Source organism: Pseudomonas fluorescens, from assembly GCF_000730425.1.
GTDB classification, from domain to species: domain Bacteria; phylum Pseudomonadota; class Gammaproteobacteria; order Pseudomonadales; family Pseudomonadaceae; genus Aquipseudomonas; species Aquipseudomonas fluorescens_X.
On record NZ_CP008896.1, the window covers coordinates 3,848,222 to 3,864,352 of the forward strand.

Consider the following 16,131-nt stretch of genomic DNA (forward strand, 5'->3'; position numbering starts at 1 on the left):
ACAACGCAAATCAGCTGTAACCAGTACAGCAAGTTCAACAGCAGCATTGGGCCGAATTTTTCCAACACTAAGAGGTGCCAGGATTGGGCCACAAAGCTCACTTGCTGAATTCTTTTTTGGCTGTTGGGCACAACATGCTAGTGCGACAGATTTCCTGTCATCAGCCAGCGGAGGCTTGTTGACGATCTGCATCCCCCAGATTATTGTTGCGGCTAACAACGAATTTGTGACGATTATGCCGAAGCGGAAAAAAGACCAGTTGTCCCAGGATGCCGAGGATCTGTACGAGGCGTTGAATCAGCTCGTCCGTGTCTACCAGTTTCGAGATAGAGATCGGATTTGCTGCTACGACGTTTCAGTCACCCAGTGCTACGCGGTCGAAACGCTGGTCAAGAAAGGAGCCATGCGGCTTCAGGTCTTGGCTGAAAAGATGTTTTTAGACAAAAGCACGGCAAGCCGCGTAATCGATGCGCTCGAACGCAAGGGGTATGTGTCACGCGCTGAGGATAACGAAGACCGCCGTGCCGTGAAGATCCAGGCCACGGACGCGGGCAGGGAACTCTACGAAAAAATCAGGGGCGATCTCATTGCCGAAGAGATAACAATGATCGAGAACCTTTCAGCCGAAGCCAGGCAAGGAGCATTAACCTTGCTCAGGCAGATTACACGAGCTACCGAAAAACGCTGCGGCCTCACAAATGAGCGTGGCTCAGATCCAACGCAAGCCTATTGAATCTCCATTTTTTGATTCAAACGTTGTTACTACCAACATAATGGAACCCGATCATGCGTATCCGTCCTGCTGAGCCAGTTGATGCAACCTCGATAGCCACTATTTATAACCAAGGGATTGCGGAACGAAGTTCCACGTTCGAGACCACTCCGCGTAACCCTGATGACATGCTAGAGCGACTTGAGGCTCATGATCGTTATCCCGTTCTGGTGATGCTTGATGAGCACGATAAGGTCATCGGATGGGCGAGCCTTAGTGACTACCGCAATCGCGCGTGCTATGACGGCATCGCTGACTTTTCGATTTACATGAGCCGTGAGGTGCGAGGCCAAGGGCTGGGTAAGAATCTCCTTCAGGCGCTGCTTAAAGAGGCAGAAGCTCGTGGATTTTGGAAAGTCCTTTCTCGCGTGTTCACATCTAACCGCGCCAGTCTCGCCCTGTGCGAAGCTTGCGGATTCCGCCAAGTCGGGGTTTACGAGAAACATGCATGCCTTGACGGTCGTTGGATCGACTGCGCAATTGTCGAGCGACTCATTCCTACGAATCAAATGCCGTGGCTAACACCAATGGCTGCAACCAAGACTGAATCAAATGGATTAAGCGGCTGTTAGGGTTCTCTATCACACTTAAAATCTTGTCAGTCAGGCTACGTACAGCGAAACAATCAATCACGGCCTAACTGGTCAAGTCGAATGCAAATAGGTGGTCAAGCCTATGTAATTACGCAGCCCACTGGAGTGGATTGCGCTAGCGACGTAATTCCCCTGCTCATGCTTGAATCGACGTTGAGATAGATACCGATGTCTGCGGACATTGAATACGCGAAATCGACGTATGCGGCATAAATCCCGTATATGCGTAAACCGCTGCTATCGGTGCACATCCAATGCCCGATCAATACGCAATAGGCGTCGGTATTAACAATGACATCCAACGCCCAGCAATAAGCCACAGAAATCACCGGATCCAGAGCAACTGCGCCACGCCATAAAAATATCTACTGGGGCTTTGAATTGGACGCGATCATCTCCATGTATGCATTGCCACCCATGGGAATATCATAACCTAGTGGCCCTTCCCATTGCCGCGAGACGCCGGTATTTCTAAGCATAACCTCAACCTTAATGCCGTCCTTAACCATGCTGTCTAAATTCCACTCGAAGTGATTTATGAGAGCCTGGCAGGCCACATGAGGTACTGTTGTCAATAATCTCAAGCTGGAGTTGTTTGGCGGTAACTTAAGCCTCGCGATCTCCGACATCGTCCATATAAATCTCCGCAACCTAAAATGCCAAAGAGACTCAAATTGAAGTTCAAGTTGAGCTGACAACAACGGGAAAGACTTACGAGTCGCACGCTGCCTACTTACTTTTCGCGGCAAAAGTGCAAGCATGTTACTGATATTTACTCGCACCTGTTTTTGGGTGATGCGGTACAAGTTCTCAACGCCCTCTATAAGAATAGTTGCGTATTTTTCGTCCTCATCGTTCACCGCCGGCTCGGCACTACTCTTCTGCATTACGTTCCCTGTAATTTTACTCAACAACCAGTCCTTATCGTTTTCGTTGAGCCAACGGGTTACTTGATAAGCACTTACCCAAAGATAGTCCATACCAATGCCTGGCTTCACTTCAAGTAGCATTGAGATTTTTTCTCGATAAGCCTTTTTCTTATGTTCTGGCAAAGTTTTCTCTTTAAGACGGACCGTCGGGTTTGCCGAGCTAGCAAGTAGAGACTCTTCTGCCAAGCATTTCTCAAACTTTTCTGCACATCCAAAAAGATGGAGAGATATTAAAAGATGCCTTGCCAACGGCATATCAATTTGACCTCTTGTTGTCGATAGCCTAATCCATTGACTTCGAATTCCAGCTGCGTATGCCAAATCAATTTTTGAAATAATTTTATCGCTGAACTTATCACGAATACTGCTAAATAATTTAGCTGTGCCAATTAGGTTCCCATGAACAAACCCTTGCTTCTTTGCTTGACGCCGATAACAAGCAGCCAAAACCGTATAATCTATCGATGGCAGATTGCGTTGCAGAATATCATTTACAAAAACTGCAAACTCGCGCTCTTCATTTGAGGCGAGTGAGCGGTTCGCAGGTTTAACAGCGTTCCACCCGCAAGCACAATCATCGGTCAACCCCGGTAACAATCGGTTTTTACGATAAAAAGGATGAGAGCAATTAGGGCAAGATTGAAGAAGTTCTTCACCATGTCGCCAGCACGCTGTAACGCCCGGTACATGATGAGCTCGGTGCCAATATGCGTAGCCACACTCTATGAGGTCGGCCTGCACACAGGCCAAGCAAATTTTAGCTCTGCTATTCCTCGTACCTTCTCTCCTAGGCACTCGAGCGACATCAGATAAAACCTTGTCAAACTCCTTAGAGGGTTCTTTTGATAATCCTATAAAAGGTTTGTAGGCTGGGAACGTAGTGTTAATCTCAAGCAACTCAGCCAAGTTGCTTTCTTTAACTCCCGGCAATCGAGAAGCAAGGTTTTCTAATTGCTTCGGTATGATAGATAGCTGAAATGGCGCAACGCCAAAAAGATCACGAAAGGTTTCTGCCTCGGTTTTGTTTCCGGACAAAAAATGGTATCTCGTAATACGAGATAATAGTGTCTCGTCTGGCATAGACATTGGGAAAAACAGAATACTGGACATGAGTAGCCGACTTCTAACGTGGGTTCTGGTAGGACGCGAGTCCTGTGGATGGTGTTCTTTTATCACATATCACCGTGTACCCGGGTAAGGATTTTTAAAAATGAACGCCATACAGTAGCGAACAGCCAGCAATTATTTTATTAGAAAACAGCAGTTTTTACGCCAGAGTCAAAATACAATACACCACACATATAAATACTTTCACTGCACGCCTCGTCAAAATTCACACATCGAATCCACGCACAGCTCATATATATAGAGGCTTGTGCCGACGGCGTTACAGAGCAATATTCATACGCGGATCAGGGTGCATTCACTCATATTTGGAGTTTTCTGAGACACGCTGTTCGATACAGCGCTGATTGAGTGATTGGCTTGCCGTCAAGTTTTAGCTTCCGCTCGGCCCAGCTCAGGCGCCGCCGATGGAATGCATCAAGGGTTTCGCATTCGGCTGCCAGTGCAGCCGCACAGTGCGGCAGCTTGTTGAGCTGCTTTTCAAACCTAGATAACACATGAAGCTCTCTGCCTATTTTTGTCCGTGAGATGCGGACAGGTTTACCTGGAAGCGCTCGTAACATTTCAGCGCATTGAACCACTTCGTTGGCAAGGTCGAGGTCTTTGAATCTTTCTGCCTGCTGTCCGCGCGGTCTGTGGGCTTTACCTGGCTCTTGTGTCAGCTCGGACAGCCATTGCCGATCGTTTCGATGAAGCCACACATAATCTCGACACTCATGAGCTAGGCGAGCTCTGTATTCCCCGTCAAATCGGTTCCTCCTATCAACCAGAAGTTTCGAAAGCCTCGCCTCTTTCCATAGGTCAGGTCCATTCGAAATCGCGCGTATCATTCGATAGACGCATGTAACCGAGCTCCTTGTTTCTGACGCTATGGTTTTAGCGTTAGCCCCCGAGAGCGCCAGCGTCCAGATCGTTTCAGATGCCTCACTCATATACTCATTGGTGCTTGAGCGATTGGTTGGAGATCTGTTGGCAGCTCGTCCACAGGGAGTTTCGGTATTGGCAGTTCGACTAAGCGACTCGGTAATAGGACCGTTTGGCCGCAGTATCCTTTCCATGTCGACCTTGAGCGCACAGGCCAGCAGGATGAATTTCAGTGGATGATGGGTGCCCCTCGGCTTACGTAAAAGCTTCACAATCCAGGCCGCCGGTATATCCGCAGACGACTTGCTCAGTATCGAGTACTCCCCTGAGGAGGGGAGCCCCTCAAAGAATGCAGACATGTGTCGCGCCAAAATGCCTAAGTGCAGCCGACCAGTATCGGAAGCCATTTTCAAGGCAATAGCGCTATCCAGAAACACCGAGCGAATCGCATCAGGACATAATGGCGGAACATCGGTCTCAAGCACCTGCATCGAACGCTGCGCTATTTCGTGCAGAGCACTTTGTAGATTTTGAGGGATCTCTAGCGAAATGGAGTGAGACTGAACGTCCTCATCGTCCGGTAAATGCATTCTTCGAGAGTTTCTGCTCAACCAGCGGTAATCAAGGAGCCTCAACGGAGTTCCATGGTGGGGACAGATCAAAACGCCTGGAAGCTGATGCACACGGTGCCAGTACGCTGCTCCCACACAGGCCATGTCCTGTTCGACACAGTCGAAGCAAAATCGCACTCTCGAAGCAAACTGGAGTCGGCTCGCGATTAACCCCAACCTTAGCATCAACCCCTTGCCGTTTCCCGCCATCAAGATATTGGCGTCGCCCACCTGTTGCGGGGTCAAAAAAGGTTCGTAGTAGGGCAGTTGCGTATGGCGCTTTATGACAGCGGCTAGCGATAAGCCTGTATCACACGGCAGCGCCTCGACAAGCTCAGCTAGTCGACATGGAAAAGCAACGTTCTGCGAAAAGCATTTCGCGGACTGCGCTCCATCGAAAACTGCTGCGCAACTACGTACGCCACAGAGCCGGGCGTATCTTGAGAGAACGCTGTGAAGCGTCTCATCGTGGAAAACGGCCGGAAAGAAATGGAATTTGAGCCCCATTTCGTCACCCTTAATTCACCCCTTCCGATACAACGGAGAAAACTCAAAGAGATCACTGCTTATCCAACCGGCGCTCTTCAACGCCTCAATGGAGTCTTCACTTTCACTTAGCGCCTGTGCCTCTGAGGTCTCAACCGCCACCGCCGCAGGTGACTGCGATTTGACTTGGTTAACGGCCGCCACATTAGGTTTGGTAGCACTATTGTCGCTGCGACTGATGACACTGCGCAGCAATGCCAGTCGCTCCGGCCGAGCCACACCATCGAACGCCATCATGTCGCTTAGTTGGTCTTCAATCGGAAGCAAATCATCGAACTGCCGCATCCGTTTCGGATCTCGGCTTCGCAGAGCGGACAAAGCTGGCTTCAATATCTGCATCTTGGTGTTGCTCACCAACGCAATTGTCTCGGCGGTAACGCATTCCGAACCACTCTGGATCGCATACCTTTGACTGAGCACCAAAAGCTTCACCAAAAAGTCGGTGACCCCTTGTGTATGCTCATACAGCGCATCAAACACATCCTCTGTCAGTTCGACCGGCTGCTGGTACCACTGATAGCTCCAGAGGTTTTCAACAAGCATGCGCCACTCGTCATCGTCCTTCTCAAAACGTTTAAATTCGAGTACCCCGACGCCGCAGCAACGCCTTGCGTTGCGCATGACGTCCGAAAATAGGCTGATCATCGAATTTGTCCCGATGAACACCACAGGAATTCCGATGTTGTTCACTAGATGGAGGAAGAAATTCAGCATGTTGTCCTTGCCCCCAGTTTTCGCGAGGTGCAGGTTCTGAAGTTCGTCGATCAGCAAAGCTCCGATGAAAAATGTACTCGCAACCTGTTCCATTTGTTGCAACGAGTCATTGATGTTCCGAGCCCTATACCGCTTGTAGTAATCCTCATCACCTAAAGCTCGCCCGACCGCATAGAAAAATTGCTGACAGAAGCCTGCCAGCGAACCATCTCGGGGGCAGTCAAGCTTGAGCCAGGTGATCTGGGTATGAACGAACTGCTTTCCTTCATAACGCTCGTGGCGAATCGTTTGAGGGTAGAGACTCAAAATGGCTTCGAGTGCGGTGGACTTTCCAATGCCACTAAGGCCAACCAGACTGAACGTTTCGGCAGTGGACTTGAATCCATCGTGGTAGCGCTGTGCGCCCGAAAGTGAGTGAAGATGTCTGACAGTGTCTGGAGAGGTCGGGTTGCGTCCGACGTACCCACGTCGTACCAGCAATGAAAATACGGACTCCAGATCCATGTGGACCAACAAAGGCTGGACCACCGTTCTCAAGCGGTCGATGCAGTGAACCCGAGTCGATCGGTCGAGGGTCAGCTCTTCTGGATCAACAGGACGGGGGAAGTTCGAGATTAGTTGCATTGCCACCTCTTCTGAGAAGATCGGTGGCAGCGCTTCGATGAGTGGATTTCCCGCGTAGTCCGCTATCGCCTGCTTCGTGTAGCTTGCGAAAACTTGGGCGCCTTTCATGAGTTTTGTCCTGGGCGGAGGCGTTTGAGCATATCGATAACCTGAGCGCTGCGAGGGCCGGCAAAGTTTTCTGAGCGATCTTGGGAGATCTCTGTCTTGAGCACAGGCGATTCAATCCTCACACCCTCTGGCACATGGGCGGTCTCACGCTCCTTGAGGCGCTCAACGGCGCGATTCTCACGAATATTTCCAATCATCTCAGCTTTGGTCGCAGGCGCTGGCTCATCATTTCGCTCAGCGATCGCACCGCTGACGACTTTATTAACTTCCTCCAGCAACGAAATCCGACTCTCCAGCTCAGCACGTTTATGAGTCGGTGGAGTCTGGCGGTAAGCTTCGAGCAGATCGAAAATCTCATCGGATCGATAACCAGCATACTTGCTATCAGACTTACGCAAATCGCAACGGATGAACTGTTTGTTGTCTCCCCGAATCCAAATATGTGCTGAGGAATTTGGGTCATACCAACACTCTATCGACCAAACCCCGCGGCTACGGGCCTTCGCAAACCAGTTGTTCTCGATCGCTACATCACAGACATAGTGCATCCCTCGGAATAGCACACCACCCTTTTGCACCGTCGCTTGCTCACGCGGAAGCAAATGGAGATAGACCATCTCGTCGGGATGATTGTTTGGTTCGACATGACCATTTTCTAATGCCCAAGTCCAGATACCTGACGGCGTCGGATCGACACCGTCGTTCATCATCTCTTGAGTGAGCCTGTCGGGCTGCCTGTTGAAGCGGTTATAGTGAAGGACACACTGGATGATAATCTTGGTGAACTCTTTAATGCTCAGCGTTGCATCGAGTCGGTAATCTCGCTCGCCACGTTCCTTCTCCCTAGCAGCTACACCACCAGGAAGCCACCTGATGCCTGTCAGGTTGTTCAGGATACCGAACCGGCTCTCAACCATCGACTTCCAGTCAGGGCGGTAAGGCGGAGCGATTCCCAGCTCGATATTCAGGCCAGTGGCAAGACCCTCAGCTGCTTTCCCCAACATCTCGCCTCGATCAGCGTAGATGTGATGTGGGAGGTGATGACAGGCCCATTCCTCTGAATCGATTGTGACCCCATTGGTAGCGCAAAACTCAACCTTCGAAGTGAAAGCGTTGAAAAGCGCTTGCCTGGCTCCGTTCCAACTCGGGCCCTCTAATCCGATATAGAGACCGACGATCATGCCGGAAAAGCTATCAATGACGACGTACACAACCGGCCGTCCAATGAGCATTCGCCTGGAGTATCCGTTCACGAGATAAATGTCCGCAATGGTGGCATCGATCTCAAACTGATGGCAGGGGCCACGAAGCCAGTCACGGACGGTTCCAGAAAGGGGGCGGCAATCTTTTAGCCACTTACGCATTCCCTTACGGCCACGTTCAGTTTCAACCTCGTCGAAATATTGCTTTCCCCAATAATCGAACTGTCTAAAGGAAGGAATTTCCGATTCGGGTAGCAAACGACCGCCTGATTCTGGATTTTTCGACAGGTCTTTCGCGGTATAGAACCTCCTGAGCATCTCAACATAGGCGTTGGTTATCGTAGAAGTCTTATCCCCGACAAATAACGAGTAGCCGATACGGATACAGCGCTTATCCACTGCATCGATAACCTTGGTCGGTGAAACGGCAATACCTTGATACCTTGGCTTCCTACCCGGGGGCTTTGCGGGATCATACTTGCGCTCAGGAACTCCGACGCCCGCATAGTTTTTCAAGAGCGCATTTCGAACTTGGCCGTTGATCCAGTAACGGTACAGAAGCCGATAGATGCTCTTGCGCTGTATACCGAGCTCAACAGCTCTAGCGCCGACCATTTGACCCATCTCACCAGGAGCGAATATCTGACCTGGATAACCTGAGTCGATCAGGGGTGCGATGATGTTCCACTTTTCATCCCTTTCCCGCTTCTTTTTCTCATCCAAGTCATCCTCTAACACTAAGAGAAACTCAGGCGTAACGACCTTGGCTAGCTTCGTATCACCTGCAATGACGGATCCGCGAAGCTCCTCCAGGCCTAAACCAATCGGTTGGCGGGGCGGATCCGTTAATTGGATCAAAACGACCGCATCGTATCGCTCATTGAGGTACAAGACCCTAACGAAGCCCGGCACGACGGAAAACTCAGTAAGCGGTTCGAAACAATCATTGACTTGGACTTTCATGATAGGCCCTCCGCCGTCAGTGAAATTTTCATTGGTTTCTCAATGATTTCAAATGTTGGTAGTGGTGCAGTCATTTGAATGGGAGTACCAACCAAATCTACCTTGATCGACTTAGCCCATATCAGGTGATGATATAAAGCCCGAGAGTCTTGATAGGAGATAAATAAACGTGCGGCAATCTTTCGCAGAGATTCAGCAGTACTCCACGGGTAGGGACGACAGCTCGCTAAGGAAGCTCCGATCAACTTGCCGCAACCGTGCGGCAAGTTGAAAATCCCGCTGAATTTGGCGCTATTGACCGCGAAATATCCCGTACGCGCCGCCTTGGCGAGCTTGTCAGCCCATTTCTCCGTGTTACGCGCGTAATTAGCCCATACCCATCAGCTTTTTTCGAGCCATCCATAAATTGGACAAGGCAAACAGCGTGGTCAATTGAGCGGTGTTTTTCATCAGGCCGCGAAAGCGCACTTTCACATAACCGAACTGACGTTTGATCACCCGAAATGGGTGTTCGACCTTGGCCCGTGTCTGGGCTTTGAGGTACTCGATTTTGCGCTTGGCTTTGTACAGCACGCTGCGCTTGCTCAGCTTGGAATAGGTGCTGCGTCGCGCGGCGATTTGCCAAACCACTTCACGGTTTTCATGCTCTTCGCGCTTCTCGACACCGGTGTAACCAGCATCGGCGTAGACCGCGTTTTCCTCGCCGTGCAGCAGTTCGGCAACCTGAGTGACATCGGCTACATTCGCCGCGGTGCCGTGAACGTGGTGAACCAGCCCCGACTCAACGTCGGCACCAATATGGGCCTTCATTCCGAAGAAATATTGATTGCCTTTCTTCGTCTGATGCATCTCTGGATCGCGTTTACCGTCCTCGTTTTTAGTCGAACTGGGCGCGTGGATAATCGTCGCATCGACGATGGTGCCCTGGCGCAGCGAGAGGCCTTTCTCCTGCAAATAACCGTTGATGACCGCCAGGATCGCCGGCGCCAACTTATGTTTCTCCAGCAGGTGCCGGAAGTTCATGATCGTGGTGTCTTCAGGGATCGGCGCGCTCAGGGTCAAGTGCGCAAACTGGCGCATGGGCGTGATTTCATACAGCGCTTCTTCCATGGCAGGATCGCTCAGCGAGAACCAGTTTTGCAGCAAGTGAATGCGCAGCATGGTTTCCAGCGGATACGGTTTGCGGCCACCGCCAGCCTTCGGATAATACGGCTCGATCAACGCCAGTAAACCGCTCCAGGGCACGACCTGATCCATCTCGGCGAGGAACCGTTCGCGGCGTGTTTGCTTGCGCTTGCCCGCGTATTCGAAATCGGAAAAGCTCATCTGGCTCATGAAGCACTCGGGTCAGGTGGTGAGGCTGTATTTCAGCATACTTGGAGACTTGTTCGGAGTTTCCCTAAGTGCCCCAGAAAATCTGTGTGTAATGATGGCTCTGCCAAGGCGCGCGGCAGTTGAGCGAACTTCCTGAGTAAGCCTAAATTTTTGATCAAATCGGGGCTGAACATTTCTTCGGTGACAATGGCCCAATCAACGTGTTGGCCAGTCCAGAAACGCTTTTCGATCTCAAATTTTTCCAACGTCCTCCTGGCTTTTTTGCCTTCGAGGTCACTGCGGTATTTGATTGTTCTGGCTACGGATTTAAAGCTGCCATCGGGCTTTTTTATCGTTAATAAAAAATCCGTGGTCATAACGTAAGGAAGCACTGTCTTCGGATACTTCGGGTATCGCACTCCCATAGAGCTCGCGATTGCTTGAGCACTTTCTCGCGGTAGCAGTGGATACTGTTCGCGTATATCCACAACATTTTCCGAAAATTCACATACCAAAAAATAAGCGCGTTCGAGGTCAGAAAAGAGGTGGTGGAGACGATCGATCTTCACACCTTGGATCTTGTGGGAGCGTCCTCTGGAAGGCACGTCTTGGACGCGCAGCCACGGCAGATAACTGGCACCAGCTCCGCTACCGAATCCATTCGAAATATGCCGCTGAATATCTGTCTCAGACGAAAACCTACGACCGCGCAATGCTACCTCCTTCGTCCGCCGGGACCGCCTCTCCTCGCCCTGAAAAATAGTTATAGGAAAAAATCGCCCACCACCTGTTCATGGTACAGCCCTCTTTAGCCTACTCCCGGAGCGTGGCGAAGCGGAGAATCTAGACCGATGGCTCAGCCAAAAAATGGAAACCCCCGTAAATACGGGGGTTTCGGCCTTGTGTCAATCTATGTTACGGCGTGTCAATCTTTATTGTTAAGTGTCAATCTTTATTGTTAGAAGCCACCTGTCACAGGTTTGGTACTGCCTTACTCAACCGTCACCGACTTGGCCAGGTTGCGCGGCTGGTCAACGTCGGTGCCCTTGAGCACCGCCACGTAATACGACAGCAGTTGCAACGGGATGGTGTAGAGGATGGGCGACAGGGTGTCATGGATGTGCGGCATGTTGATGACGTGGGTGCCTTCACCGTTGGTCATGGCGGCCTTTTCGTCGGCGAACACGATCAGTTGGCCGCCCCGGGCGCGGACTTCCTGCAGGTTGGATTTGAGCTTCTCCAGCAGTTCATTGTTCGGCGCAACGGTGACCACCGGCATGTCATCGTCCACCAGGGCCAATGGGCCGTGCTTGAGTTCGCCGGCCGGGTAGGCTTCGGCGTGGATATAGGAGATTTCCTTGAGCTTCAGGGAGCCTTCCATTGCCACGGGGTACTGTGCACCACGCCCTAGGAACAGGGTGTGGTTCTTGTCGGCAAACAGCTCAGCGACTTTCTCTACCGTGCTGTCCATGGCCAGGGCTTCGCCCAGGCGGGTCGGCAGGCGACGCAGTTCTTCTACCAGGGTGGCTTCGACGCCTTCGGCCAATGTGCCGCGAACCTGGCCCAGGGACAGGGTCAGCAGCAGCAAACCCACCAACTGAGTGGTGAAGGCTTTGGTGGACGCTACGCCAATTTCACGACCGGCCTGAGTCAGCAGGGTCAGGTCAGATTCACGCACCAGGGAGCTGATGCTGACGTTGCAGATCGCCAGGCTGGCCAGGTACCCCAGTTCTTTAGCATTACGCAAGGCGGCCAGGGTGTCGGCGGTCTCGCCGGACTGGGAGATGGTGACGAACAGGGTGTCGGGTTGCACCACCACCTTGCGGTAGCGGAACTCACTGGCGACCTCGACTTGGCACGGAATACCGGCCAACTCTTCCAGCCAGTAACGGGCGACCATGCCGGCGTGATAGCTGGTACCGCAGGCGACGATCTGTACATTACGCACTTTGGCAAACAGCTCCGCGGCTTGCGGGCCGAAGGCGTTGACCAACACCTGGTGCTGGCTCAGGCGACCTTCCAGGGTGCGTTGCACCACGGCCGGTTGCTCGTGGATTTCCTTGAGCATGAAGTGACGGAACTCGCCCTTGTCGGCGGCTTCGGCGCCGTCGCGATACTGCACGGCTTCGCGCTCGACGGAGTTGCCGTTGACGTCCCAGATCGCCACGCTTTCACGGCGGATATCGGCGATATCGCCTTCTTCCAGGTACATGAAGCGGTCGGTGACCTGGCGCAGCGCCAATTGGTCGGAGGCGAGGAAGTTCTCTCCCAGGCCCAGGCCGATCACCAACGGGCTGCCACTGCGGGCGGCCACCACACGGTCCGGCTGGCTGGCGCTGATGACCGCCAGGCCATAGGCGCCATGCAATTCCTTGACCGTGGCCTTGAGGGCGGTGGTCAGATCGCTATGGTCCTTGAGCTTGTGGTTGAGCAGGTGAGCAATGACTTCGGTGTCGGTGTCCGAGGTAAAGACGTAGCCCAGGCCCTTGAGTTGTTCACGCAGCACTTCGTGGTTTTCGATGATGCCGTTGTGTACCACCGCAATATCACCGGAGAAGTGCGGGTGGGCATTGCGCTCGCACGGCGCACCGTGGGTCGCCCAGCGGGTGTGGGCGATGCCCAGGCGGCCAACCAGGGGCTCGCCGGCCAGGGCCTGCTCCAGTTCGCTGACCTTGCCCGGGCGACGCATGCGTTCAAGCTTGCCAGCATTGCTGAAAACCGCCACCCCGGCACTGTCGTAGCCACGGTATTCCAGGCGCTTGAGGCCCTCGAGCAAAATGGCGGTAACGTTTCGTTCAGCAACTGCGCCTACAATTCCACACATGGTTTCTCTCCTAGATGACTGCCGCGCAAATCAGCGTAATGCCGCGGGCTTGAATCTGGTCGCGGGCCTCAAGCGGCAGGCGATCATCGGTAATAAGGGTATGGACGCTGCTCCAGGGCAGCTCCAGGTTGGGGATCTTGCGGCCGATCTTGTCGGACTCGACCATTACCACCACTTCACGGGCGACTTCGGCCATCACTCGGCTCAGGCCCAGCAGTTCATTGAAGGTGGTGGTGCCACGCTGCAGGTCGATGCCGTCAGCGCCGATAAACAGTTGGTCGAAGTCATAAGAACGCAGCACCTGTTCGGCGACCTGGCCCTGGAACGAATCCGAGTGCGGGTCCCAGGTGCCGCCGGTCATCAGCAACACCGGTTCATGCTCCAACTCACTCAGGGCACTGGCCACATGCAAAGAGTTGGTCATCACCACCAGGCCGGGTTGATGGCCCAGTTCCGGGATCATCGCAGCAGTGGTGCTGCCGCTGTCGATGATAATCCGCGCATGTTCGCGCAAGCGCTTGACCGCCGCCCGGGCGATGGCGCGCTTGTGCACAGAAACAGGCTGGGCTGGATCGCCGACCAGTTCCTGGGGCATGGTGATTGCGCCACCGTAGCGGCGCAGCAACAAACCGTTGCTTTCCAGCGCGGCGAGGTCCTTGCGGATGGTCACTTCGGAGGTTTCGAAACGCTTGGCCAATTCATCCACGCTCACTTCACCCTGCTCGGTGAGCAAGGTGAGGATGTTGTGGCGTCTTTGTGGTGTATTTCGTTTCGACATGGTGATGATAAGTTTCGTTTCGAAAGATAACGAAGGCAATCAAAACCTATCGGCGAGAAATCGTCAAGCGCGGCGAGTAAAATTTTAAATCCCCAGAAACCAAATGTGGGAGCGGGCTTGCTCGCGAATGCAGTCTGTCAGTTGATAAATGCATTGACTGACATTGCGCATTCGCGAACAAGCCCGCTCCCACATTGGAGATTTGTTACCTGTGACGGTGTGGATAACTTAGGTCTTTTTGATTTTGACCGGGCGCTTCCAGCCGTCGATGTTGCGTTGGCGGGCACGAGCCACTGCCAATTGGGACTTATCCACATCCTGGTTGATCGTTGAGCCTGCCGCCGTGTTTGAACCGTCACCAATAGTCACCGGCGCAATCAGCGAATTGTTGGAGCCGATAAATACGTCTTCACCAATCGTCGTCTGGTACTTGTTGGCACCATCGTAATTGCAGGTAATGGCGCCGGCGCCAATGTTGCTGCGGGCCCCAATCACTGCATCGCCAAGATAGGCCAGGTGCCCTGCCTTCGCATCGTCGCCCATCCGTGCGTTTTTCAGCTCGACAAAGTTACCCACATGGGCCCTGGCGCCCAGGACGCTACCAGGCCGCAACCGTGCAAATGGACCCGCATCGCTACCCTCGCCCATCACCGCACCGTCGATATGGCTGTTGGCCTTGACCACCACGCCTTTGCGCAGGGTGCTGTCCTTGATCACGCAGTTCGGGCCAATCACCACGTCGTCTTCGATGATCACGCGGCCTTCGAGGATCACGTTGATATCGATCAGCACGTCACGGCCTACGGTCACCTCACCACGTACGTCGAAACGCGCCGGGTCACGCAGTGTCACGCCCTGGGCCATCAGGCGGCGGCCTTCGCGCAGTTGATAGTGACGCTCCAGTTCGGCGAGTTGCTTGCGGTCGTTGGCGCCCTGCACTTCCATCGGGTCGTGGGGCTGCTCGGTGGCGACCAACAGGCCATCGCTCACTGCCATTTCGATGACATCGGTGAGGTAGTACTCGCCCTGGGCGTTGTTGTTGGACAGGCGGCTCATCCAATCAGCGAGCTTATTGGCAGGCACCGCAAGAATGCCGGTGTTGCCTTCGGTGATGGCGCGCTGGGCTTCGCTGGCATCTTTATGCTCAACGATAGCTGCCACTTTGCCATCGGCGTTGCGCACGATGCGGCCGTAACCGGTCGGGTCGTCCAACTCGACAGTGAGCAGGCCCATTTGGCCCGGCACCACGTGCTTGAGCAGGCGCTGCAGGGTTTCGACTTCGATCAGCGGCACATCACCATAGAGGATCAGCACAGTGTCGGCCTTGATGAACGGTACGGCTTGCGCGGTGGCGTGACCGGTACCCAGTTGCTGGTCCTGCAACACGAAATTCAAGTCGTCGGCCGCCAGACGCTCACGCACCACGTCGGCCCCGTGGCCAATCACTACGTGGATACGCTGTGGCTCCAGTTGCCGGGCGCTGTGGATAACATGGCCAAGCATGGAGTTGCCAGCAACCGGGTGCAGCACCTTGGGCAGGGCTGAGCGCATGCGGGTGCCCTGGCCTGCGGCGAGAATGACGATTTCAAGAGACATGAATGGCTACCAATCCTGGGCGGTCCGGCTTCAGACCAAAGAAGTGTTTTGCAAAAAAAGAAAAAGGGTAGCCGAGGCTACCCTTTTTAATCAATCGCGCATGAAGCATGACGGCGTGGCCGCTTACTTCTTGCGGATCTGCTGGAGCGTGCGCAGCTGAGCTGCAGCCTCGGCCAGACGTACAGCAGCAGCGCTGTAGTCGAAGTCCGCACCCTTTTCGTTCAGGGCCTTCTCAGCAGCCTTGACGGCTTCCTGAGCGGAGGCTTCATCCAGGTCGCCAGCACGTTGCACGGTGTCGGCAAGTACCTTGACCATGTTCGGCTGAACCTCGAGGAAACCACCAGAGATGTAAAACACCTCTTTTTCCCCGCCTTGCTTGGTCAGAGTGATCGGACCTGGCTTCAAGCTGGTGATCAACGGCGCGTGACCCATGGCAATACCAAGGTCACCGAGTTCGCCGTGTGCAATCACCATCTCTACCAGACCGGAGAAGATTTCCCCTTCCGCGCTGACGATATCGCAATGGACTGTCATAGCCATCTGATTGCCTCAACCTGATGAGCGCCCG

At 53.3% G+C, this 16,131-nt stretch carries 11 protein-coding genes and 2 pseudogenes; 2 read left to right on the forward strand and 11 right to left on the reverse strand.

The annotated features are described in order from the left end of the window. The first annotated feature begins 235 nt into the window (after positions 1–235). Entirely contained in the window at positions 236–733 is a 498-nt protein-coding gene (locus HZ99_RS17300; RefSeq protein ID WP_025992770.1) for a MarR family winged helix-turn-helix transcriptional regulator, read from the forward strand. Between the two features lie 53 nt (positions 734–786). Next, positions 787–1,344, forward strand: a complete 558-nt coding sequence (locus HZ99_RS27935) for an arsinothricin resistance N-acetyltransferase ArsN1 family A (protein WP_019334872.1) — start codon at positions 787–789, stop codon at positions 1,342–1,344. Positions 1,345–1,730: 386 nt separating this feature from the next. On the opposite strand, the gene HZ99_RS27940 is transcribed toward HZ99_RS27935, so the two are convergent. From HZ99_RS27940 to HZ99_RS17355, 11 genes and pseudogenes are all read right to left on the reverse strand, one after another. After that, positions 1,731–3,404 carry a TniQ family protein gene (locus HZ99_RS27940; protein WP_076964407.1) on the reverse strand — a complete coding sequence of 558 codons (1,674 nt, stop codon included), beginning with the start codon at positions 3,402–3,404 and terminating at the stop codon, positions 1,731–1,733. Between the two features lie 317 nt (positions 3,405–3,721). After that, the gene (locus HZ99_RS17315; RefSeq protein WP_227496890.1) at positions 3,722–4,873 is read right to left on the reverse strand and encodes a TnsD family Tn7-like transposition protein; all 1,152 of its coding nucleotides are present in this window, start codon (positions 4,871–4,873) and stop codon (positions 3,722–3,724) included. 54 nt (positions 4,874–4,927) lie between these two features. Then, positions 4,928–5,401 (reverse strand): annotated as a pseudogene (locus HZ99_RS29270) (TniQ family protein); the annotation flags it as partial. Positions 5,402–5,416: 15 nt separating this feature from the next. Beyond that, positions 5,417–6,886, reverse strand: a complete 1,470-nt coding sequence (locus HZ99_RS17320) for an ATP-binding protein (protein ID WP_032857199.1) — start codon at positions 6,884–6,886, stop codon at positions 5,417–5,419. Next, positions 6,883–9,051 carry a Mu transposase C-terminal domain-containing protein gene (locus HZ99_RS17325; RefSeq protein WP_038444699.1) on the reverse strand — a complete coding sequence of 723 codons (2,169 nt, stop codon included), beginning with the start codon at positions 9,049–9,051 and terminating at the stop codon, positions 6,883–6,885. The genes HZ99_RS17320 and HZ99_RS17325 overlap by 4 nt, the downstream gene beginning before the upstream one ends. Positions 9,052–9,417: 366 nt before the next feature. Continuing rightward, a complete protein-coding gene (locus HZ99_RS17330) occupies positions 9,418–10,386 on the reverse strand; it encodes an IS5 family transposase (RefSeq protein WP_038442563.1) in 969 nt (322 codons plus the stop codon). A gap of 53 nt (positions 10,387–10,439) precedes the next feature. Then, positions 10,440–11,078 (reverse strand): annotated as a pseudogene (locus HZ99_RS17335) (TnsA endonuclease N-terminal domain-containing protein); the annotation flags it as partial. A 278-nt stretch (positions 11,079–11,356) separates the two neighbouring features. Then, positions 11,357–13,189: a glutamine--fructose-6-phosphate transaminase (isomerizing) gene (gene glmS / locus HZ99_RS17340; RefSeq protein ID WP_038444701.1), complete on the reverse strand. Its 1,833-nt coding sequence runs from the start codon at positions 13,187–13,189 to the stop codon at positions 11,357–11,359. Positions 13,190–13,199: 10 nt separating this feature from the next. Continuing rightward, a complete protein-coding gene (locus HZ99_RS17345; RefSeq protein ID WP_038444703.1) occupies positions 13,200–13,967 on the reverse strand; it encodes a DeoR/GlpR family DNA-binding transcription regulator in 768 nt (255 codons plus the stop codon). Between the two features lie 228 nt (positions 13,968–14,195). Beyond that, positions 14,196–15,563, reverse strand: coding sequence for a bifunctional UDP-N-acetylglucosamine diphosphorylase/glucosamine-1-phosphate N-acetyltransferase GlmU (gene glmU, locus HZ99_RS17350; protein ID WP_038444704.1), 1,368 nt, complete (start codon positions 15,561–15,563; stop codon positions 14,196–14,198). A 123-nt stretch (positions 15,564–15,686) separates the two neighbouring features. Beyond that, positions 15,687–16,103 (reverse strand): F0F1 ATP synthase subunit epsilon, encoded by a 417-nt coding sequence (locus tag HZ99_RS17355; protein WP_003177061.1) that lies wholly within the window; start codon positions 16,101–16,103, stop codon positions 15,687–15,689. Positions 16,104–16,131 lie beyond the last annotated feature (28 nt).